22 protein-coding genes are annotated in these 22,599 nt (G+C 48.8%); 9 read left to right on the forward strand and 13 right to left on the reverse strand.

What is annotated here, in order from left to right; translation table 11 throughout:
- Positions 1-33: 33 nt before the first annotated feature.
- Together AB7U36_RS00925 and AB7U36_RS00930 are read right to left on the reverse strand one after the other, a co-directional pair.
- On the reverse strand, positions 34-906 hold the full coding sequence (locus AB7U36_RS00925; RefSeq protein WP_428157923.1) for a glycosyltransferase family 2 protein: 873 nt from the start codon (positions 904-906) through the stop codon (positions 34-36).
- Positions 907-1,109: 203 nt separating this feature from the next.
- Positions 1,110-2,711, reverse strand: a complete 1,602-nt coding sequence (locus AB7U36_RS00930; RefSeq protein WP_428157924.1) for a sigma-54 interaction domain-containing protein — start codon at positions 2,709-2,711, stop codon at positions 1,110-1,112.
- Between the two features lie 282 nt (positions 2,712-2,993).
- Between AB7U36_RS00930 and AB7U36_RS00935 the strand changes: the two genes are divergently transcribed.
- Positions 2,994-3,578 (forward strand): hypothetical protein, encoded by a 585-nt coding sequence (locus AB7U36_RS00935; RefSeq protein WP_428157925.1) that lies wholly within the window; start codon positions 2,994-2,996, stop codon positions 3,576-3,578.
- Positions 3,579-3,623: 45 nt separating this feature from the next.
- Here the strand turns inward: AB7U36_RS00935 and AB7U36_RS00940 are convergent, their stop codons facing one another.
- Both AB7U36_RS00940 and AB7U36_RS00945 read right to left on the reverse strand, forming a co-directional pair.
- A complete protein-coding gene (locus tag AB7U36_RS00940) occupies positions 3,624-7,907 on the reverse strand; it encodes an acyl-CoA dehydratase activase (RefSeq protein WP_428157926.1) in 4,284 nt (1,427 codons plus the stop codon).
- A gap of 118 nt (positions 7,908-8,025) precedes the next feature.
- The gene (locus AB7U36_RS00945) at positions 8,026-8,646 is read right to left on the reverse strand and encodes a TetR/AcrR family transcriptional regulator (protein WP_428157927.1); all 621 of its coding nucleotides are present in this window, start codon (positions 8,644-8,646) and stop codon (positions 8,026-8,028) included.
- 459 nt (positions 8,647-9,105) lie between these two features.
- Here AB7U36_RS00945 and AB7U36_RS00950 point away from each other — a divergent pair, with 459 nt between their 5' ends.
- Positions 9,106-10,140 (forward strand): hypothetical protein, encoded by a 1,035-nt coding sequence (locus AB7U36_RS00950; RefSeq protein WP_428157928.1) that lies wholly within the window; start codon positions 9,106-9,108, stop codon positions 10,138-10,140.
- 485 nt (positions 10,141-10,625) lie between these two features.
- Complete coding sequence (locus tag AB7U36_RS00955; protein ID WP_428157929.1) at positions 10,626-10,985, forward strand: hypothetical protein; 360 nt, start codon at positions 10,626-10,628, stop codon at positions 10,983-10,985.
- A gap of 172 nt (positions 10,986-11,157) precedes the next feature.
- On the opposite strand, the gene AB7U36_RS00960 is transcribed toward AB7U36_RS00955, so the two are convergent.
- The gene (locus AB7U36_RS00960) at positions 11,158-11,337 is read right to left on the reverse strand and encodes a hypothetical protein (protein WP_428157930.1); all 180 of its coding nucleotides are present in this window, start codon (positions 11,335-11,337) and stop codon (positions 11,158-11,160) included.
- Positions 11,338-11,458: 121 nt separating this feature from the next.
- On the opposite strand from AB7U36_RS00960, the gene AB7U36_RS00965 reads away from it, so the two are divergent.
- From AB7U36_RS00965 to AB7U36_RS00980, 4 genes are all read left to right on the forward strand, one after another.
- Positions 11,459-11,692, forward strand: a complete 234-nt coding sequence (locus AB7U36_RS00965; RefSeq protein ID WP_428157931.1) for a CopG family transcriptional regulator — start codon at positions 11,459-11,461, stop codon at positions 11,690-11,692.
- A gap of 2 nt (positions 11,693-11,694) precedes the next feature.
- Positions 11,695-12,081, forward strand: a complete 387-nt coding sequence (locus AB7U36_RS00970) for a type II toxin-antitoxin system VapC family toxin (RefSeq protein ID WP_428157932.1) — start codon at positions 11,695-11,697, stop codon at positions 12,079-12,081.
- Between the two features lie 194 nt (positions 12,082-12,275).
- Complete coding sequence (locus AB7U36_RS00975; protein WP_428157933.1) at positions 12,276-12,629, forward strand: type II toxin-antitoxin system RelE/ParE family toxin; 354 nt, start codon at positions 12,276-12,278, stop codon at positions 12,627-12,629.
- Positions 12,616-12,921 (forward strand): hypothetical protein, encoded by a 306-nt coding sequence (locus tag AB7U36_RS00980; protein WP_428157934.1) that lies wholly within the window; start codon positions 12,616-12,618, stop codon positions 12,919-12,921. The genes AB7U36_RS00975 and AB7U36_RS00980 overlap by 14 nt, the downstream gene beginning before the upstream one ends.
- Positions 12,922-13,010: 89 nt before the next feature.
- Here AB7U36_RS00980 and AB7U36_RS00985 read toward each other — a convergent pair whose 3' ends face one another.
- Entirely contained in the window at positions 13,011-14,819 is a 1,809-nt protein-coding gene (locus AB7U36_RS00985; RefSeq protein ID WP_428157935.1) for a cation:proton antiporter, read from the reverse strand.
- A 209-nt stretch (positions 14,820-15,028) separates the two neighbouring features.
- Between AB7U36_RS00985 and AB7U36_RS00990 the strand changes: the two genes are divergently transcribed.
- Complete coding sequence (locus AB7U36_RS00990) at positions 15,029-15,718, forward strand: superoxide dismutase (protein WP_428157936.1); 690 nt, start codon at positions 15,029-15,031, stop codon at positions 15,716-15,718.
- A gap of 353 nt (positions 15,719-16,071) precedes the next feature.
- Here the strand turns inward: AB7U36_RS00990 and AB7U36_RS00995 are convergent, their stop codons facing one another.
- The 7 genes from AB7U36_RS00995 to AB7U36_RS01025 form a co-directional block, all read right to left on the reverse strand.
- On the reverse strand, positions 16,072-16,329 hold the full coding sequence (locus AB7U36_RS00995; protein WP_428157937.1) for a DUF2442 domain-containing protein: 258 nt from the start codon (positions 16,327-16,329) through the stop codon (positions 16,072-16,074).
- Positions 16,313-16,540 carry a DUF4160 domain-containing protein gene (locus AB7U36_RS01000; protein WP_428157938.1) on the reverse strand — a complete coding sequence of 76 codons (228 nt, stop codon included), beginning with the start codon at positions 16,538-16,540 and terminating at the stop codon, positions 16,313-16,315. The genes AB7U36_RS00995 and AB7U36_RS01000 overlap by 17 nt, the downstream gene beginning before the upstream one ends.
- 109 nt (positions 16,541-16,649) lie before the next feature.
- Positions 16,650-17,924 carry a diaminopimelate decarboxylase family protein gene (locus tag AB7U36_RS01005; protein WP_428157939.1) on the reverse strand — a complete coding sequence of 425 codons (1,275 nt, stop codon included), beginning with the start codon at positions 17,922-17,924 and terminating at the stop codon, positions 16,650-16,652.
- Complete coding sequence (locus AB7U36_RS01010; protein WP_428157940.1) at positions 17,900-19,267, reverse strand: ATP-grasp domain-containing protein; 1,368 nt, start codon at positions 19,265-19,267, stop codon at positions 17,900-17,902. Before AB7U36_RS01010 ends, AB7U36_RS01005 begins: the two co-directional genes overlap by 25 nt.
- Positions 19,200-20,156, reverse strand: coding sequence for a GNAT family N-acetyltransferase (locus tag AB7U36_RS01015; RefSeq protein WP_428157941.1), 957 nt, complete (start codon positions 20,154-20,156; stop codon positions 19,200-19,202). Before AB7U36_RS01015 ends, AB7U36_RS01010 begins: the two co-directional genes overlap by 68 nt.
- 10 nt (positions 20,157-20,166) lie before the next feature.
- Positions 20,167-20,556, reverse strand: coding sequence for an S-adenosylmethionine decarboxylase (gene speD, locus AB7U36_RS01020; protein WP_428157942.1), 390 nt, complete (start codon positions 20,554-20,556; stop codon positions 20,167-20,169).
- A 30-nt stretch (positions 20,557-20,586) separates the two neighbouring features.
- Positions 20,587-20,748, reverse strand: coding sequence for a hypothetical protein (locus tag AB7U36_RS01025; RefSeq protein ID WP_428157943.1), 162 nt, complete (start codon positions 20,746-20,748; stop codon positions 20,587-20,589).
- Positions 20,749-21,170: 422 nt separating this feature from the next.
- On the opposite strand from AB7U36_RS01025, the gene AB7U36_RS01030 reads away from it, so the two are divergent.
- Entirely contained in the window at positions 21,171-22,592 is a 1,422-nt protein-coding gene (locus tag AB7U36_RS01030) for a sigma-54 interaction domain-containing protein (RefSeq protein ID WP_428157944.1), read from the forward strand.
- Positions 22,593-22,599 lie beyond the last annotated feature (7 nt).

Raw genomic sequence — 22,599 nt, forward strand, 5'->3', positions numbered from 1 at the left:
TTGTTTTTAAAAATGTATTTAAAGATGCCATGTTCAATTTTTAAAATCAATCTTCAAACGCGAAAGTTCACGCCTATCCTTGCCGCCGGCAAGCATCAGGTAATGGGCGCCTTCTTTTTCCCTGCCCCGTTTCATGCACCCGTTGGCAAAAATCCGGCACTTTTCTTTAAATACGTTTAAAGCAGCCTGTTCCTGATCCGAAGACAGGACATTGGACTCAAGCAAATTCAGGATGGACTGAATTCGGTATTTATCCTGGGAGTGGGAGGCGGACAGTTGATCCCCATGCCCTCCGGTTTTAACCGTTAAGGGGGTATCAATCAGATATACAGGCGTGTCATGGGAAATACGCAGCCACAGGTCGTAGTCCTCGCACACCGGAAACGCCTCATTAAACATCCCCTTGTGCTCAAAGAGTTGTTTTCTCATCATCACAGCCGACGGGCTGACCAGACAGAGCTTTAAAGAAGGCTCAAAAATCATGCCCCCCGGTTTTTTATGTTTTTTCCTTGGATTAACCCGTTTGCCCTTCCTGATCCAGACTTCTTCGGTCTGGCAGATCATTGCCCCGGGATTGGATTGAAAAAAAGCCACCTGGCAGGAAAGTTTGTTCTTTTCCCAGGCATCATCGGAATCCAGCAGGGCAATGAAGCTGCCGTGGCTTTCTTGAATCCCACGGTTGCGGGCCGCACTCACCCCTTTGTTTTCCTGAACCAGGACCCGGATTTTATCTCCATACCCTGCCAGCAGGTCCCGGGTTTGGTCGGTTGATCCGTCATCCACCACAATGACTTCCCTGCTCCGGTAGTCCTGGGCAAGGGCTGAATCAACTGCTCTTTTCAGGGTCCAGGCCCGGTTGTATGTGGGAATAATTACACTGACCGTATCTTGCTTTTGTACTATCATGATCGGAAATGGTAACCCATCAGAAGACTATAAACAAGAGACGGAAGACATATGTTAAGGATCTCAGCGGAGCAGCGCTCACCAGTCCAAGTTGATGCGGTTGTTAACTGATGTTTTTCTACTTTCATAACCACTGTCACCAAAAATCTTAGCGCGGGTGTATTGGGTGATGCCGTGGGTTACGGTAAAGGTACCATACGCTATTAAGGAACGTTATCGGTTTCAAACAAACAATTAAACCGGAAGTTATTTCTATCTTGGTACTTATTTCGTCCATAGGGAATGCCCAGCTTATCCATACGGCTGCGCAGCGTACTGGGATGAATGTTTAAAATGGCTGCGGCGCCGTCCTTACCCTGGATTCTGCCGCCGGTGTTTTTCATCACAGAAAAAATATGCTGTTTGATGGCTTCATCAAGGGTCAGATGTTCGCTGGTATTCCCGGAATCCTGACGTGTTGCGTTGTCCTCCGGCAGTTCTCCGACAAGGTCTGAGAATTGAAGCGGCTGCCATTCTTCCTGGCTCAGGTGCCGGATCAGGGCACGTTCCACCATATTCTCCAGTTCACGGACATTGCCGGGCCACTCATAGGCCGTGAGTTGTTCCATGGTGCCCAGGGCAATGACCGGGTGCTTGGATAGATTATAGGTTTTGAGCTTTCTGTTGATAAAATGGTGGACCAGTTCCGGAATGTCTGACTTTCTTTCGCGCAGGGCCGGGATATGGATGGGAAAGACATTTAAACGAAACCATAGATCCTGCCGGAATTGCCCGTCTTTAACCATCTGGGCCAGATTGCGGTGGGTGGCGGTAATAATTCTGACATCAACGGAAATAGGCGTGGACCCGCCAACCCGTTCAAAGCATCCGTCCTGCAGCACCCTGAGAAGCCTAACCTGGGCTGCTGGTGCCAGTTCTCCAACTTCATCAAGGAACAGAGTGCCCTTATGTGCCCGCTCAAACCGCCCCCGTTTACCCTGCATTGCCCCGGTAAACGCTCCTTTCTCATGCCCGAACAGTTCGCTGTCCAAAAGGCTTTCCGTAAATGCCCCGCAGTTGACCTTGATGAACGGCCCGTTTCGACGGGCAGAGGCATAGTGGATGGCATTGGCAATCACCTCCTTGCCCACGCCGGTTTCCCCGGTCAGCATCACGTTGGCATCCATGGGCGCAACCTGCCAGACAATCTCCATAACATCCCGAAGACCGAACCTCGCGCCCACGATTTCATCACCGGAGATATGATGAAGTTCCCGGCGCAGGTACTGGTTGTCATCGGCCAGAAGGTCTTTGAGGCGCATCAATTCCCTGTGTTTTAAAACATTTGCCAGAGCCACGGCAAAGGGATCATGCAGCAGGGCGGCAAGGCGGGCATGCTCGGCATTGAATTCATCCGAACTGTTGGAAAAAAGCAAAACAGCTCCAAGCAGTTCTCCGTCAAGTTTTAGGGACAGCACAATTTCCGAACACCGGGACAGTTTTAAAAAATATTCCAGTTCACAGACAATCGGGTTATTTTCCTGCTGCCCATGCAGATAAACCCTGCCGGTATCTGTATGGGTTTCCAGAAAAGTCAGGCTTTCCGGGGAAAGGAACAGAGCCTGATCCCTGGACTCTTTGGGCAGGTTGTCTGTTAAAGACAGGATCCGGATTGCGCCTTTGTCCCCTTCATAGGTGCACAGCATCATGCTGCTCAAGGGAAGAAACTGTTTCAGGAACAGGCTGCATTCACGGATCATGCGGTTATCATCCAGACTGCCGCAGATTTTCATGGTGGCCTGGTGGAAAAAGGTCATATCATCCATGGTTGATTCTCCAAAACGTTAGATAGCGTATATTTTGACACCAAATACCATATTTCGCAGCTACAAACACGATATTTTGAAGTTATAATATCAGATCAATTTATTACAACATAAATTCAATATGTTAAACAAGTGGCATGTATTTTGATGATATGATTCTGATGAATATAGATAGTGCCTGAACGCAAACCTGTGTTTGGGCAAAATTAGAAGTGAAAATGCGGAACAGACCATGAACTGGAGTGTAAACCAGTTGTAAAAGTTAAAACCGGGAGAAGTCAAATGGAAATTGGTATTCGCGCAAAATCTGCTTTTTTTATTCTTGTTTTCGTTCAGATGTTGAACCTTCCCGCAGCATGGGCCGGCAACAGGTTTATCGACTACCAGGGGTTTTCGGTTTTCCACGGCCGGAGCGAGGGGACCGGTATCGGACCTGATACTGTTGACGCATATGAATGGACTACGCTCAACTATACACTGGGAAAAAATCTGACCACCTGGACCGCTCTTGAAACCCTGCTCGGGGCCGGTTACCTGGAAACCGAGCATTACGGGGATACCGAGACCCTGGAGCTCAGGGTGCTTGCCGACTTTCATTATAAATTCCTCTTTTTTAAATTCGGGGGAGGACTCGCCCATCTTTTCGACGATGATAATCTTCCCGGTCTCGGAGAGACCGGGATTCACGGTATTATCTCCGGATCCGCGGGGTTCCGCTTCCGGTTCCACCGGGAGAAAAAGCCCCCTGTTGCGATCTCCCTGGGATACGGGGTCGAGCATATTTCCGCACCGTTCAAGCACGCGGATGACGGGGATGACGGCTGGAATACAGGCGGCGTACTCTTTACCCTTTCCTGTCCTCTCTAACGGGGAATTTTTCCCTAAGGCGTTCATCGTAATCAATTTTAAGAGCTACCTGTCAACCGTTGACAGTCGGGTTGAATGAATGAAAAAAGAGAGCCGGTTCCGGATATTGGCATCACTGTTTCCTGCATCCATGTCCAGGGCCAGAAAATTCAAATCCGGAAAGAGATCTATAAATTTTTTTGACACCCCTTTGGCCACAATGTGGTTGGCAATACACCCGAACGGTTGGAGAGAGATGATGTTCCGTATTCCGGCCTCGGCCATATTCACCACCTCCCCCGGCAGCAGCCAGCCTTCTCCGGCCTGGTTTGACAGATTGACAACTCTCTGGGCAAAGGCGGCAAGTTCAAAGGCTGTCGGAATGGGCTCCAGGCTGTGCCTGAAACCGGACAGACATTTATTGGCCCGGCGAATCTTGGCATCGACAAACCGCTGTACAAACGGTATAACCTGCCGGCCCATGCGGCTGCAGGATTGAATGTGGTGGGAATGGTTAAAGGGTATATTGACAAAGGTCTGAAGGAAAAAGGTGAGCAGTGCAGGGATGGTGACCTGGATACCTTCCCTCATCAGTTGTTCGGCAATATTGCCGCCGGCAAACGGATTATATTTCACATAAATTTCACCCACCAGGCCTGCTCGGGGAAAGACGTCGCTGCAGGTTCTGATCTGGTTGAAATCATGAACCGCCTTTCCCAGTACGTCATGGCTGTCTTTGACCCTCCATGGGCCGATGTTGCTCCGGGCACGCTCAAGATGCCTTTTCAGGACTTCAAGGGAGTCTCCCATAGTCTTTTCCCTGACCGCTGTTGCATGGTACATGCGGATAAGCTGATCAACCACCAGCAGACCGGAGAGTATCAGACTGATGACTTTGGGCCTGTTGATGGAAAAACCCGGCTGGTCGTTTGCACTCTGCCGGCTGAACGAGGCTGACACCACCGGAACATTGTCATGCCCTGCCTGTAAAAGAGCCTTTTTCAAAAGTGAGGTGTAGTTGGTCGCCCGGCACTGCCCTCCGGTTTCAGTGAGGGCCACAGCCGTTGTTCCCGAATTGTATCTTCCGCTGTTCAACCCCTTGATAATATCCCCGATGGTCACGATGGCCGGATAGCACATGTCATTATTGACGTATTTAAGGCCAAGCTTGACCGAATCTTGATCAGGAGGCGGAAGGGTTTCCACTTCATAACCCATGGAGGAAAAGGCCGACTGCGCAAAGAAAGAATAGATCGGTGAAAAATCCGGGATCAGGATTTTGCGGTGCCTGTCCTCTTTCTTGAAGGCAGGCAGTTTGCTGCGGCCATAACGGGAAACCGGAAGGATTGTATTTGAACGGGTTTCAGTCAGGGAGCGGATACGCAGCTTTGCAGACCCGATGCTGGTCACTTCGTCTATTTTCAGCACAACAGGCACCTTGCCATAGGTTTTGAGTATGACCTTCACCTCGTCTATGACAACGGCATCCGGACCGCAGCCAAACGAGTTGAACTGCATGAATTCCGCACCTGGTTCCTGACCGGCCCAATGAGCGGCCCGGTAAAGCCGGTTGGAATATTCCCACTGGTCGGCAACCTCAAGGGGTTCGGGCAAATCAACCCCCTCAAGCGGCAGTGCATCCTCGGTCAGGACATGGATGCCCATGCGGCTGATCAGGTCGGGGATGGCGTGATGAATCGCGGGGTCCGTGTGATAAGGCCGTCCGGCAAGGACCACGATCCGTTCCCTGTTGGCCCGGGCCTTTTCAATGGTGCTTCTGCCGGCCTGCTGCAAGTCCTCTTTAAAACGCGCCATGGCCTGAAGGGCTTTGTCAAATGCATGATTGAATCCTGAAATGTCCGAACAGAGCCCAAGGGCATATTGACGGCAGGCTTTTTTCAGCAGTCTGGTGTCACTGAAATTGATGATGGGGCTGTCCAGGGGAATGCCGTAACGCCCCGGGTTTACGGAACTGCTGATGATATCGGGATATCCTGTCACCACAGGGCAATTAAAGCAGTTGGCCTCGTCGTTGAACCGGGGTGTTTCAAACACCACATGGGGAAAAAAGATGCGGTCTACCTTCCGTGAAATAAGGTCAAATATATGAGCGTGAACCCGTTTTGCAGGATAACAGATGTTGTCCGACATGATGGTGGCGGCACTGCCCATGCCAGAATCACCGTCACGGGGGCAGGATGGGATCACCTTAAACCCGAGTTCGCTGAAAAAGACGGCCCAGAACGGGTAACTCTCAAAAAAATTCAAGGCCATGGGGATTCCCACGGTTGATGCGTTACTGTCCACCGGGAATGGGGCCGGATTTTGCAGCAGTTTGCGCCTTGTGCTGAAAATATTGTCCCCCGGACGGACGGCCTGGCCGGTGTTGGAGAACCTTTGTTCACAGCGGTTTCCGGTATAGTAGCAGCAGCCATTGGGAAAGCGTATCATCTGCACCTTGCAATGGTTTTCGCATCCCTTGCAGAGGATCTGCCTTTTTTGTATATCAAGGTCCGAATCCAAGTTCTGCAACAGTTCCAGGGCCTTTTTATCCCCGGTTTTTTCTGCGTTTTGCCGGGCACTGATCGCGGCACCGTATGCCCCCATATACTCGGAGATATCGGGCCGGACCACGCGTTTTCCCAGCAATTTCTCAAAGGCCCTTAAGACACCGGGATTTTTAAAAGTTCCTCCCTGGACCACGATTCTGTCCCCCAGTTCCTCTGCATCCGATATTCTCAACACCTTGTGTAAACAGTTCATGATGACCGAATACGAAAGCCCCGCCGCAAGATCAGCCACATTGCTTCCCTGACGCAGGGCCTGTTTAACGCTGGAATTCATGAACACGGTACACCGGCTGCCTAAATCAACCGGATGGGCCGAGGTGCATGCAAGCTCTCCGAACCGGGCCGGGGAATATCCCAAAGAATCGGCAAACGTTTCTATGAAAGAGCCGCAGCCGGATGAACAGGCTTCGTTGATTTCAATATTTTTTATCACCCTGTCTTCGACAAAAATCGCTTTCATATCCTGCCCGCCGATATCAAGGATAAAGGTGACCATCGGGTCAAAGGCCCTTGCCCCGTAATAATGGGCCAGGGTTTCGACAATACCCAGGTCAATGTTCAATGCAGCCCGGATCAGTTCTTCCCCGTATCCGGTTACAGCACACGCCCTGATCCTTACCCGGATGCCCGCTTCTTCAACGGCCTGCTTCAGGGCATTTAATCCTTTGATTACGCTTTTCACCGGATTGCCCCGGTTATTGTCATAATGCCGGAACAGGACTGCGTCTTCGGCATCAGTTGCAACAACCTTGGTGGTTGTTGATCCTGCGTCAATCCCGATAAAGACATCTTTTCCGGCTGCCGACTGCAGAGGAGCCGCAGGTGTTGAATGCTGCGCCTTGTCCTGCTCCCACAAGGCCCGTTCCCCACGGTCAGAAAACAGAACCTCATGCTTGGAACAGCTTGTAATCTCAGCCCATTTTTCCCATAGTTCCCGGGAAAATGCATGAAGCCGGATGATTCTACATGCGTTAGTATCCAGTGTCAAAGCACTTCCATAGGCAGGATAGACCCTGGCCATATCCGGAAGAAGGGTATCTTCTTCCCCCATGGACAGGATCTTTAAAAAGGAGTGCCTCAGTGATCGGTAATAGTAGAGGGGGCCGCCGATGAAAATTACCGGCGGATTCATATCATGGCCCCGGGCAAGTGAGTTGACAGCCTGAACAGCCACGGCCTGAAATATGGAAAAGGCGATCTCGGATTTGGATACCCCCGTGTTGATGAGGTTTTGGATATCCGTTTTTGCAAAAACACCGCACCGGGAAGCAATGGGGTGGCAATGCCCGGCTTTTTGCGCCAGTTCATCCAGTTCCCGGATGCTTACATTCAGCAGGCTGGCCATCTGATCAATGAAGGCACCGGTGCCCCCGGCGCAGTTGCCGTTCATGCGCATATCCGGCCGGCAGTTGCGGCTGAAAAAGATCATCTTGCTGTCCTCACCGCCAATATCAATGACCATTCTGCATTTTGGATGCCGGACCATGACAGCCTTTGACGCCGCAACCACCTCCTGCACAAAAGGTACACCTGTTCGTTCCGCCATGCCCATTCCGGCGGAACCCGTAAAAACAGGGGAAACCTGAATATCTCCAACACGCTGTTGAAGGGTGTCCAGCATATCCTGTATTGTCCCTGGGATATCCCCTTTGTGACGCTGGTAATCGGTGTTTGTTGCAAAGCCTTTTGGGTTTACCAATACCAATTTAGCCGTTGTGGAGCCGATATCCAGACCAAGACGAAATATTTCGGTAGTATAATCAATAAGCTTCTTAGACATTGCCTGCTCTCCCGTCAATTACCATACAGGGTTTGTGGTCCGATCCAACCATTATGTTCAACGATTACGTTAACTCATGGCCAAAAAAATATAACACCGTCAATCTGTTGCTTCAGCACTATCTTTTCAACAGGCCGTGCAGCACCAGATCAACAATGGTGTTTTCCCTTTCTTTGAGAAACGCTTTTTCATCCTGAACGTTCAGGTTAAGTATGATTTCAGCAATTGGGCCGGCCAGAAAATAGATAATATTCATCCCGAAGATACTGATAAACACCTGTTTAAAATCAAGGTCCCGGAAAATTCCTTTTCCCACACCTGCTGTAAAGACTTTTTCAAGCAGTGTATGTTCATGAATATTTTCTGATGCAAAGGCATTCAGGTATGCTTTCCGAATGTATTCCGGACGGTTGTTCAGTACATCAATATATAATTTTGCCCATTCCTTTTTTTTTGAAAACGCGGAAAAATGGACCCGAATAAATTTTTCAAGGGTCTGTTCGGGATTGTCGACCGGGGAATCTTCACTATGTATACCCAGATCAACTTCAGAGTAAATCTGTCCGACAATCATATTAAGGGCTTCCTGAAACAAATTTTTCTTGTTTGAGTAATAGTAATAGACCATTGCCTTATTGATCCCGGCTTCTGCGCCGATGTTTTCGATACGAGCACCGTGAAACCCTTTTTCTGCAAAGATTTGAACCGCTGCATTCAGTATTCTGGCTTTACTTTCCAATGTGCGCTCCTTTATGTCTTAACCATTCCGTTTAACGAAACCGTTAAAATGTTTATCTCTATTTGTCAATATAAAATTCTTGGCGTAAAGACATGGAAGAAGATCATATCATCATGGTTGATTCTCCAAAATTTTATATATCGTATTTTTAACCCCAAACACCATATCTCACAGTTATAAACACGATATTCCGCGTTTAAGGCACAGGCCCCAGAATTATGTAGACCCTGGTCAGGTATTTTTTGCATAAAGTGACCATGGAAATGAACCTTGGCCATACCCCGGAAAACAGCGCTTGATTTTTGATGTCCTACCGTTAACTGCTACACTTTTTTCATATGTTATTGTTTTGGCATGATTATGGCAAATATGCAGACGGATCTGAACTGCCATGCACTCCATGAGGGACATGGCGGAGCAGACATTAGTAATATTTTATTTTTTTAAAAGGAGAAAAAAATGAAAAAACAAATTATGGGCCTGCTGTTCGCTATGATGTTTTTGTGCGCAGGAACAGCCATGGCTTCGGAGTGGAACTTTTATGGATCTGCCCGGGTGGGAATGTTCTGGGAAGACAGCGATCTGAAAGACGAAACAAACCTGACTGAGGATCTGCAAGACGATTCGAGGATCGGCGCCAAGGTAAAGGTCAGCGATGAACTGAGTGGCCATTTTGAATACGGTGCTGCCGATGGAAACGCCGACGTCCGTAAGCTTTACGGCACCTGGGATTTTGGTACAGGCAAATTAACTGTCGGCAAGGATTACACCCCCTTGTACCTGCCTGTGTCCAACCAGGCGTGGAACGATAACAAAGGCCTGGCCGGATATGGCGAAGTTGACCCCGGACGTCATGCCCAGGTCAGACTGCAGTTTGGCGGATTCCAGGTTGCTGCCATCTCTACGAATTCAGAGTATTACGACGGCACCGATATTGTGGATGACGATATCCAGGTGGTGATCCCCAGAATCGAAGTGTCCTACGGCATTGATATAGGCAGCAATGCAACCGTTGATATTGCTGGCGGTTACGCGACGTTTGAATACAATGATGACGAAGATATTGATTCCTATGTCATCGTGGCCAGAGGCACCTGGGCGGCTGCCGGTTTTAACCTGGGCATTGAGGCTTTCTACGGACAGAACGCCGGCAACCTGATGGAGTGCAACACCACCGGACATGATGATGGCAGAGGCTATGCCAAAGTGAATACGGGCACAGGCGAGGTTGAAGATGTGGACAACTATGGCGGAGAAATCGTGGCCGGATACACCTTCAATGATATGTTCGCTGTTGAAGCCGGATTTGGTTACATGCAGGGCGAATATGATGATGCCGACAGCGAAGACGAGGTCTTTGCCTACTATCTGCAAGCACCCATTACGCTGGCATCGGGCGTCACCATTACACCGGAAGTCGGTTACATTGACTACGAGGAAAGCGGCCAGGATGAGATTACCTATATTGGTACCAAATTCCAGATTAACTTCTAAACGTCAACCATAGTAATAAGGCGCGTCTTTTCGTTTTTTTCAGCCCACCTATAGCACCTATTTCATGGTCTTCCCAATTGACGCGCTTGCAAGGCGTACCGGCAACTGCCTGACGGTACGCCTTTATTTTTTTCTCTTTTGGTCAATGCCATGGTCATATCATCCATGGTTGATTCTCCAAAACGCTATATAGCGTATATTTTGACACCAAATACCATATTCCGCACCTATAAACACGATATTTTGAGTTTATAATATCAGATCAATTTATTACCACGTAAATTCAATATGTTAAACAAATGGCATGTATTTTGAGAATATGATTCTGCTGAATATAGATAGTTCCTGAACGCAAACCTGTGTTTGGGCAAAAAAGGTACAAGTCAACCTAAAGAAGAATGCCATATGCCCGACCATCAACCGGCTGGAAAAAATATTTTATCGTTGGTGGGCCGAAGCATACTTAAAACTAAGGAGTCACAGGGATGAAATCGGTTCTAACGAATAAAGAGAGGAAGAACGACCCCGAAAAAGCAGTTCAACCAAAAGAGCAAACCTTACAATGGGTTGAAATCATCACCGCCCGGATGAGGGCGCAGGTGTTTGAATTTCCGGACCAGGAACGGTTTTTTGCGGACATCCGGGCCAGTGTGGATGCCCTCAAGCCAAAGTCTGTGATCATCATGATCTATCATAACAGCCTTGTGGAGAACGACTGGTCCATTCATCTGCACTGGCGAACCGGATGTCAGCCACCGGGGAAAACGGAGCTTGGCATCAAACTGGTCAATATTGTCAGGTCCATGGCTTTAGTGGATCACACCGTATGGTGTGGAGTGCAATAGTCGAACCAATACATGAATGAAGTCCTATTTGGGGACATTTTTTATATTGAACTTAGGAGAAAAAGAACATCAAGCCGTTATCACCATTTGTCCAGACCGCGGCTATCCTGGCCGTTGCGAGTTGTCTGCTCGCGGTCGGCTGCAAAACTGAAAATCAAGCCCAGGCCGTGGATCATCTTCCCGAAAAGACCCCAGTTGTCGTGACGCTGGTGACCCAGGTCTCTGCCACCCGGATTATTTCTGTGAAAAGAACAAGAAGATGCCAGGCTCTGTACTGAGCTCCGAAAAATGTATAGTTGTGGTCCATGAGGATAAATCCTGCAATGGACTCAGAGCCAAGAAACTGTGTCAACGAAAATGCACGTCCGGGTCTGTGCGGGGGGTGCTGGGTAACCGGCGTTCCTGCTGTGAGAGCCTTGACAAAACCTTCGCGATGTACAACTATAATGTATACATCAAAATGGAGGTAGAGAATGATACGAACCCAAATATATTTGACAGATCAGCAACGAGCTGAATTGGCCACACTTGCAGAAATCCAAGGAAAAAAACAAAGCGAACTTATCCGAGAGGCAATTGATATTTTAATTGAGCAGGCAAGCCATGACCGGCGAAAAAAGATATTATGTGAAACTGCTGGGATTTGGAAAAATCGGTCCGATCTTCCCGATTTTAAAAAAATGCGTTCTGAGTGGGATAGGGAATAATAATGTCACAATTGTTCCTTCCTGATACAGATGTCCTTATTGATTTTTTACGAGGCTATCAGCAATCTGTTGACTTTATTAATATTAATTCCTCTCAAATAATTTTGTCCACGATTGTAATCGCTGAGCTTTATGCAGGGGTAAGGGGAAAACAAGAATTAACGATTTTGAATAATTTTGTTTCCCTCTTTGAAGCCATTCCAATGACTTCAGAAATTGCTAAGATTGGTGGACTCTATAAACGTGATTTTGGTAAATCGCATGGCGTAGGATTGGCAGATGCGATCATAGCCGCTACTTGTCATTCAAAAAATGCCCAGCTGAAAACATTAAGTGTCAAACATTATCCGATGATTGAAAATTTAGAACCGGCCTATACAAAAAATTAGGGTAATCGGGATAGAACTCCCCATCACTATCGCAAAGAAGATGGCGTTTTCTCAATATCAGAATTAAAGGAAGTGTTAAGAATATAGGGAAAGATGAACCGAACAAAACGCTGGTCGTGTCCAGATAAATCCGAAGACTCAAAGATAAGGGATAGAATATGAAACCAAAATGGAGAGTCCTCTTTTGCGATGGTATGGAACACGCTTGTCCGGTTACGGATTTTATCAATTCCCGTCCGGAGAAGCATCAGGTGAAGCTGCTACGGCTGCTCGGACTGTTGGAAGAGCATGGTCCAACCCTGCCAAGACCCTATGCTGATGTGCTTCATGATGGAGTCCACGAACTTCGTTTTACCCTGTCTCAGGATCGAATCCGAGTACTCTATTTTTTTTGTTATCAGAAATTTATCGTATTGTATGAGGTATTTTTCAAAAATACCCGTAGAGTTCCTGAAAAATATATTGATCAGGTCATAGCCTACCGGGATGATTTTTTATCCCGGGTATCTGAAAAAAAACTGGAGAAAATCAGCCGTGCTGTTTTTTAAAGAATTGGTGGCGGAAAAATTCAAAGATAAGCCTTTTTTATCCCTCTATAATGAGGAGTGCCACATTTGTACAGCAACCATGAAAGTGGTGGCCCAGATGGCTCAGAACGAAGACGCCAGGGATAATATACTGGCTTTACTGGGTATTGATCCGGTAGATTTCGAGGCACTTGAGGCTGGAGATCACTGCCGGCCGTTGCAGGTTGCCCGGCTTCTCAATCATTTTGGAATGGATGAATCCGAGGTGACTGCACACTGTCCAAGATATTCCAGGGAACTGAGTAACACTTAAAAAAAAGCGGGTTGACTATTTTTTAGACAAATGAACGCCCTTTTAACCGTCCACATATTAGGCAAATCACTCCTGATCCACAGCGATCATTAATGACTACACTCCTCACCATTTTTCAGCATATACACCAGGGACCAGCCAGGCTCGGGAACGATCCGGCTGTCATGGGCATACACGTGAAGCCGGTTGGTTTTGTCCACGGCAAATAACAGCAGGGCCTTGGGGCCGTGTTTCTGCGTGAACTGCGCCAGGGTGAATTTTTCCGTCAGCTTGGTGGTGACAATCTGTCCACCCCGGGCCAGATCGGTGGCCAGGGCAGGATATGAAGCTGTTTTGCCGAACAGGATTTTTCCATGGTTCTGGATGGACATTCGGTCTGCAGTCGACCGGTTGTTTTCCGACCGGGAAGGCAGAATATAAATTTCATCCGCCCCTAATTCCAGGCGATAATGAATGGCTGCCGCCACATTGACCGCTTCATGGGGAAACAGGGCAAGCACTCCCCGGACACCCACCAGCTGAATATGCCGGTCCGCATGTTCTGATACGGGATTGCCGAAATATGTGGACAGCCCCTCGTTTTTGGCCCTCATCACCTGATCCCACCCGGTATCGGCCAGTTGAACCTGAAACCCCAGACCCATCAAGGTTTTGCCAATGGCACGCGCCAGCTGATTGGCCCCGATGATTACAAAGCCGTTGGGGATGGGTTCACCCACTTTAAGCCACAGGGCAATGGGGCGTGCTGTAATGCTTTGCACGATGACCGTGGAAATAATAATAAAAAAGGTCAGGGGCACCAGCACCCCGGCATCCGTGTAGCCTTTCTTCTGGAGCTGGGTGGCGAACAAGGCTGAAATAGCTGCCGCCACGATTCCGCGCGGGGCAATCCAGGCCAGCATGTGCCGTTCCGGCCAGGTCAGGCTGGAGCCGATACTGGACACCATGATGTTCATGGGTCGGGCCAGAAACTGAATGGCGATGAATAAAAAACTCATCCCCCAGCCCAGGGCAATCAGCTCATCAATATCAAGGCGGGCGGCCAGCATAATAAAAAGGACAGAAATCAGCAGAATACTGATGTGCTCCTTGAAATCAAGAATATCCCCGATGGGCACATCCTTCATATTGGCCAGCCAGATGCCCATGACGGTGACCGTTACCAGGCCCGATTCATGCTGCAGATGATTGGAAAACACAAACGCACCCAAAACCAGGGAGAAGGCAAACAGGTTGTGCATGAACTCGGGAATCCAGTGTTTGCGGATGACCATACCAAACCCGTAGCCGCATACCGCGCCAATAGCCACCCCCGTGGCCACCAGCCGGACAAACACCAGTATGGTATGGCCCATGGCCTGCTGGGCCGATCCCGATATGATGAATTCATAGGCCAGAACCGCCATGGCCGCACCGATGGGATCCACAATGATGCCTTCCCACCTCAGGATATTGGCGATGTTGTGGTTGGGCCGGACCGTGCGCAACATGGGCACAATCACGGTGGGGCCGCTCACGGATGTGATGGCCCCCAGAAGTATGCTGATCTGCCAGGACAGCCCCAGCCCCAGCCGGGCGGCCAGGGCCGTGATGATCCAGGTTACCAGCATGCCGAAGGACACCATGTTCCGGACCACGATGTGAAGCCCCCGGATCTCCGAAAAATTCAAGGTCAGGCTGCCCTCAAACAGAATCAGGGCCACGGACATGGACACAAAGGGAAAAAAAAGATCTCCCATCATTGCTTCGGGGTTCAAAAGTCCCAGCACGGGACCGGCCAGGATGCCGGTGATCAGAAGAAAAACAATTCCCGGAATTTTTATCCGCCAGGCCAGCCACTGACAAGCGGTGGCTGCGACCAGTATCCCCGCAACCTGTATGAGCGTGTATTCATTCATCTGTTTTCAGCTGTCATCTCAGTTGCTCCTATAAACACCTGGAAATCCATATGGTTTGCAGCCCAATATAACCCACCAGGTTTTCATTGACAAGGTTAAAGCCGGTGGCCTAAACTGACCCTGTTGTGCAGAATTCCCGGAACTTACGCCCGAAAAGACAGCTCAAAAAGTCAAAACACCTGTTTCAAAACTTAAAAAAGGAGGGTGGAATGGACAGAAGAAAATTTTTAAAACTTTCAGCCGGTGCGGGGACCCTTGTACTGTTGCAAATGGCCGGTGTCAGCTGTACAGACCCTGGAGCGGGACCGATAAAACTACCGTCTTTGCCCTATAAAGTCGATGCCCTTGAACCGTATATTTCTGAAAAAACAATTCGTTTTCACTACGGGAAGCACCACTCCGGGTATGTAAAAAAACTGAACCGGATGATCCAAGGAACCGCCTACGCCGGCCTGGCCATTGAGGCAATTATTCAGAAAACCCGCGATAACACCGATGAAGCCGGTATTTTCAATAATGCGGCCCAGGTCTTCAACCACACCTTCTATTGGAACAGCATGAAACCGGGCGGCGGCAGTGCGCCTGCCGGCATCATTGCCGAAAAAATCAACGCGGACTTCGGCAGTTATGACGCATTCAAAAAAGCCTTTGCATCCGCAGCGCTCTCCCAGTTCGGCAGCGGATGGGCATGGCTGGTCAAAGACGGTGATGCGCTGAAAATTATCAAAACAGCAAACGCCGATACACCGGTTACCCGGGGGCTGATTCCGATCCTTACCGTTGATGTATGGGAACATGCATATTATCTGGATTATCAGAACCGGAGGGCGGATTATATCAACGCCTATCTGAAAAATCTGGTCAACTGGGAGTTTGCGGAAACCAATCTGGCCGGATAATAGAAAGCAGACAGCTTATCTGACATTTGAACGCCCCGGGTTGTAAGGGTCCTCTTCATTACTTTAATTAGTCATCAATAACATTTTTATACACTCATAATATTAACTAATCCTGAACTGGCCATATCTTTTGATATAAAAAGATGATGTTGCCATCATCGGGACGAAACCGTAGGCCTGGGCAACCAGAGCTGAAGCGGTCGAAAAAAAAGTATATTAACCCTATGTTTAAAGGAAAATTAATATTCGGCAGTTGCTCCTGAAATGAGGATGAAGTTATTACCCCAGAATTTGGGACGTGCGGGTAAATTAAAGGGGAAAGGTAGCTTTTCCCCTCTCTTTTTTCGTCAGGGTCAGCAGCAGTGATGTGACAAAAATTCAGGCGACAGGCCTTCCCCTTCAGGCCAAAAAATACCTCCGAGTTCGTCCACGGCGACCTGCCTGAAATAACCTGGATATCGTAGTCTCCATAACAAGTCCTTTTTTTGTATCAGTTCATCCAGCCAAATTTGTGATTTTTTATTATCTTCCCAAATCAATTCAAGGCTGAAATTATCCAAGGGGCGGACTTGAACTACTTTTTTCCATGGGGTGTTAATTGGCGAGTTCATTCCACGTCTCCATTAAGTCTTCATGGTTGGCTAATATCCATCCCTTGATTTTCGATTCCTGTTTGGGCGGCATCATCCCGGCGAGGAGGGTACCGTTTTCAATAGAAAAAGACGCGGCATAATCACCGTAAACACCGTGGCAATGGGGCTCGCCATGATCACCTAAGTACATATAAATTGATATTCCAAAAAAAAACGCGATTCTGGGCATATTCTGTTCTATCCTCTTTTGCGAGCATTCAATTTCATCTAACAATATATCCTGCCAAGACATTTTATCAAAACGAAAAATTGTAATTGAGGATGATCGGGGTCAGCGACTATCGGCCGCATTCGGGAAGAAGAAAATACCGGTTGCTGCTTTCCTTGACTGCCACCCGGGGGATGGGCTTGATAAATTGCTGGCGAAGGCTGTAAGTATATGCCCCCTGGGCTGGAATCATGAGGATGTCATCCTCCCGGATGGCTGAACCGAAATAGGCATATCCCCAGACATCGTGGGGGGTGCACAGGGAGCCCAGAATATGGCATTTTTTTTCGGACAAGCCGGGCCGGGTTAAATTAAGCACCGGGCAGTAATCGGTTTCATACCGTTCCCAGCCGACAGCGTTGCCCCCGGCATCGGTGATGACCAGATCCTTATCCTTGCAATCCACCACCTGGATGAGTAAGTGCATGGCTTCATTGCAGATCCAGCGGCCAGGCTCGAAACAAATCCGGCACCGGACCAAAGGCAGGATGTGGTCTTTAATGGCACTTGACAGGTGTTTGGCAAACAGATCAATGGAGACGCCCGGGTCAATAATATAGTTCTGGGGCAGATCCGATAAAAGCCACTCCCCATGGGCAGGCCAGTAGCCCCCGCCAATATCAATGAATTTGACCGCATCCAGGAACGGCTTTGGCATGGTGGAAAGAATATCTCCCAGCTTTCTGATAAACGCTGTCTGTCTGTCCGGGTTAAGATTCCAGGAGGAGTGGAATTGAAGTCCCTGGAAATCCAGCCTGTTAAGAGACTTGATCTCTTTGAACGCGAATAACAAATTTTCCGGCAACACCCCGAATTTACGCCACAGGCCTTCGGGGTTATTGTTCAACCGCAGTCCTACGGGCATGCGGGTCCGCTTTTCTTCAAGCACTGATGCCAGCCGTTTTGCCTCTCCGATGCTGTCCAGAAGAATCACCACCCGGTCCGGATACTGGGCCGCAAGTGCCAGTTCCTGAATAGTTTTTCCCGGACCGCTGAAAATAATGGATGACGCACCCAGTTCCAGGGCCACTGACAGTTCCACACCGCTGGATACATCAAGCCCGAATCCGTGTTTAAGCAGATGCCCGGAAAGATGAGGCAGGGTGTTGCTTTTCATGGCGTAAAAAAATGCGGTTTCCGGCAGGCGGTGGCTGAATGCCGCCCGGAACTGGGCCGCTTTTCTTGCCAGGACATCGGTTTCCAGAACATACAGGGGAGACCCGAACGCCTTGGCCATATCCAGGTACACCCCCTTGTTTTTTAAGTAAGGGTTTATAAACTCAATTACTTTTCCCCTGGGCAGAAGGGAACCTGGGCCTGTCATCTGTGTATTGGCTGTGGGCATGCATATTCCATTTCAATGTCGATACGCTTGGCGAGCAAAAGGCACTCTGTCTCGAAAAATCTGCGCCTGTGCGGTTCTATGATCATGTGCCCTAAAAGCCATGAATCATAGTCTTGGGGCGGCATGACCACCTTGTGCCCCGGGGTGTGGATCAGGTGTATTTTTTTTACCCGTTTGTCGTTTTCCACGGCAGCTGTGTTGACTCGTTTTAATACACCGTTTTTGCGGGCATGGATACGGAATGCCACCAGAGGGGCGTATGGCCCCTTTTTTTCATTTTTCCAGGCAACGCCTTCCGCCGCATCCAGAGTCAGCCCTATTATGTCGATGTTGCCCGCTTCCTTGAGCAGAAAGGGCAGGCAGTCTCCGCCGGGCCGCGGGGTCATCTCTATGAGTACGGGTTTTCTGTTTCGCAGGATAAAATCCACCATGCACACTCCGATTTCTATACCCAACGCCCTGGCTGCTCTGTAGAACAGGTCTGAAAGTATTTCATTGGAAGGCGTTTTTGCATCATCATCGTTTTCCGGGCAGATCGCATACCCGGAAATAGTGCCGAATGGCCGGCTGTCCACCTTTATTTTCCGGGTTTTGCGCAGGATAACGGCCCGGTCTTTTTCCATGAGAAAATCACAGGAAAATTCAGGACCGGCCACCCACTCCTCGGCCAGCATCCGGAATGTGCCGGCATCCGTAGGTTTAAACAATGGATTGCCGGTCCGTGCAGCAAGCCCGTCTGCCACCGCATTGAACGCGGTATCGCACTCTCTTCGGGTCACGCATTTAAATACAAGCTCGCTGCCGGAACCGCAAAAGGGTTTGAGTACAATGCCTGCCGGTAACTGATCCAGGAAGTTCAGTACCTCAATTTCGGTGTTGACCGGGCAGGTTTCGGGACAAGGGATCTGGCATTGTTTCCACAATTGTTTTGAAATAAATTTATCCCTGCTGTTCCTGACCGCCCCAAGATCGGGGTAGGCCAGACCCATCTTTTTTGCCAGAATGGATGTAATCTCCATGGATTCGCAGTCAAAACAGGCAATGCCGGAAAGGGTAACCCCGAAGTTTTTTTTGTGGTGGTTTAATGCATGAATTGCCATATCAATATCGCAGATAGGGCATAAAATTTCCTCTCCTGCTCCCGGACAGGACTCAGTTGCATTCTGACGAACCTTTGGTTCTGTCAGAAAAAGTGCATGTCCGGGACGGACCTTTCTGATCCATTCAATGTAGTCAGACGTGGTGCCCACCACCAGCACCTGTTTTTTTTTAAGCTCAGACAGCTTTTCGCCCATAATGGCTCCCATGGAAAACAGCCGTGTCCAGCTGGGTGTGAATCTCATATGACGGTCTGGGGCTTAAGCGAAACCGTTCTTTCCAGTTAAAACTGCCGCACAGAAAATCCACGGCTTCCATCCGGTAGAAGCAGGCCCATTCCAGGTGGTGCAGGTTGATCACTTTGGCGATACCAAAAAAATCCGGGTGGGTTCCCCCGGCCACAACCGTGTAGGTATTGTTGAAAACAGCGCCCATGTCCACGGCGGCAATTTTTCCTTCCACGATGGCTGTGGTGACCCTGAGCATGCCCATATCTTGCAGATACCCTGCAAACCGTTCAAAGGACCGGTAAAACCTCGCATCGCTGAAGTAGGAATCCGATGTAAATGCTGCCATGTTCAAACGGAACATATCGGCCAGATCCGGCAGGTGATTGTACCGCCAGGTGAGCTGCAGCGCCTCAATTTTTTTTACATCTGCCTTGAGTTTTTTTCTGCTTTTCCCTGGCAATGACAGCCAGAAATTATCCATGGAAAAATCATAAATCCGGGGGTAAAACAGGTATCCGGTTTCGTCGGGGCAGACCTGGTCTATGTTGTCAAGCAGCGGGTTGGTGCGCAGATACCTTAAATTCAAGGGACCGGAAACTGAATTGCACAATGCTTTGAAAACTTCCGGGGATTCGGCTATGATCCGGTTCTGCTCCAGCCAGGTTTTACCTTTCCAGGTCTCGCCCGGGAAGAATACGTATTCGCCGGTCTCTTCAACCAGACTTAACGGAAGAAACCCCACAATCCGGCCCTTGTCTTCAATAAGATGGAATCTTAAAGGTCTTTTGAATGCGGCGTTAAAACATTGTCTGACTGCCCAAAGATCAAATATATCCTGGACCGGCCAGTATTTTTCCCAGGCCTGCCGGCAACGTTCCGGATCTTCAATAATAACGGCTTTCATCGTTATCCACCTAATGCCGGTAAGTGACGTTGAGCCGGGAAGTCTTCCCACCGAAATAGTTCTGGGCAAATTCCCGGACTACCTCAGGGTCGTAGACCTTGCATGAAAACACATCCAGATAAGTAACATTACTCTGATTGGCAAAGTGGGCGGATATCAATGAGGTTTCAATGAGTTGGACCATTGAAAATCCGGCGACCTTTTCGTCCTCACCAAAATGAACCACCTGGGTCTCGCCAAAGCGTTTCATTTCAATCAGGTCGCACAGTTCCACAACAAAGCGCTTGATCAGTTCAGCATCCCTGATTTTTGCAGGGTCGCAGTCATAGATGTCAATGGCGGACGCAATGCCCCACACGTCAGGGGCGGTGTCAATTTTGATTACTTTTGCAGCGGTCATGTTTTTTCTCCTTTAAAGTTAAGGTGCGGCCTACCATTTGTCTTTGTTATCAGCCGGGCGTTTTGATTTTTTGTTCATTTTTTTCCGTCGTTTCTGATCTTCCTGCTTATCTTCCCAGTCATACTCTTCGTCGTAACTTTCTTTGAATCTTGGGCTCTTGTCTTTGTTCTGACTGAACTTTTCCCTGGTCATGACTTCCTTTCCTCTTTGGTTTTGGACCGGCTATTTTTGCCGGGTGGGTTGGATTCAATTCCAGCATGCCTATAGCAACCTGTGTGCCGGATTTGTCAAAAAAATAAATTCATATAAATTCAAGATGTTATCATATTTGCGGTACCCTGCATTCTGATTTTTTCGGAATATATTTACTTAAATGTTAAAATAGCGATAAATATGAACTAAATTGGTAATTTTTAGCCGATTTTTAATAGGATTGTCCATGATATTCTTAAATCAGAACAAAATAATAAACAATACATCTATAACATTACCATTGTGTTGTGTCGAGATTTTAAACTGATTTAAAAGTATGTTGCTTGTTCTTTGAAATTCTTATAAACTTTGACACCCTATGGAAAATAGTAATATTTTACCGGAAATGGAATGCACTTTCTATGTTGATTCGACTGGCATGTGCCATTAAAGAGACAAAAATACGCACTGAGCTTGCGAACAGACTGGCGGAACAGGATGTTCAGCTTCAGTTTTTTAAACCCAGTACCCTTTCCTGGCAGGCCCTTGCCAGAAGCTGCGCCGACGTGTTTATTGTCAGCAGTCCGGCAATTCCCAAACCTGTTGAATCAAGTATTTCTCTGCTCAATGAACTGCCCGAAGCGCCCATGACCATCGTGCTGCATAATCGGGAGTCCTCGGAAGAGCATGCCAATCTTCTGGCTTCTGGTGTTGATGTGGTGCTTTATTCCGGTATTCCAATGGACAGCCTTTTAGAAGCCCTGGAATCCACGCTGGAATCACGTCGTCAGTTCTATTATGCGGAACGGTTTGACCGGCGGGGACGTTTTCTGCCCCGGCTTAACGATTTTACCTCTAACAGCCGGGATATGCAGGTATTTCTGGATGAAACCCGGCAGGTGGTGTCCAGCGACGCCACCATACTGCTGCTTGGGGAGACAGGCGTGGGCAAGGAGCATCTGTCCAAGGCCATTCATGCGGACAGCCACAGATCCACAGGCCCTTTTATTGCCATCAACATGGCAGCCATTCCCGAACAGCTGATGGAAAGCGAGCTGTTCGGGCATGAGCAGGGGGCCTTTACCGGGGCGGTGCGCTCCCGGCGTGGCGCGTTTGAGCTTGCCCATGGCGGCACTATTTTTCTGGATGAAATCGGTGACATGCCTCTGCAGATGCAGACTAAACTGCTCCGGGTGCTGCAGGAACTCGAATTTACGCCGGTGGGCGGTGAAAAACCATTATGGGTGGACGTCCGGGTGATCGCGGCCACCAACAAGGATCTTGAAGATGAGGTTGAAAAAGGTAATTTCCGAAAGGATCTTTATTACCGACTCGGGGTGATTTCATTAACGCTTCCCCCCTTGAGAAAACGTAAAGAGGATATCCCCTCACTGGCCAACCATTTTCTGACCATGAACCAGCAGAAATTCGGCAGAAATCTCAAACGCTTTTCCCCTCCGGCCATGGAGGCTATGTGCAACTACCACTGGCCGGGCAATATCCGGGAACTGATGAACGTTATTGAACGGGCTGTCCTGCTGTGCAAGTCAGATATGATCACCCTGGAAGAACTGCCGTCGGTTTTACATAATGCCAAGCCTGTCCAGATGGGCGGTATTGCATCAGCACTTTCCCTGCCCCGGGAATGGGAAACCATGACCCTGCCCCAGGTCCGGGATGCTGTGTATGACCAAGTGGAAGCTTTGTATCTGGCCATGGTGCTGAAGAAAACCTGTGGCAAAATCGGAGAAGCCGCAAAAATTGCAGGCATTCATCCCAGGGGCCTGTATGCCAAAATGAAAAAACTGGGGCTGGATAAAGCTGGGTTTAAAGCCAAAGGATAGCGGACTT

The sequence above is a fragment of the Desulfobacter sp. genome, assembly GCF_050177295.1.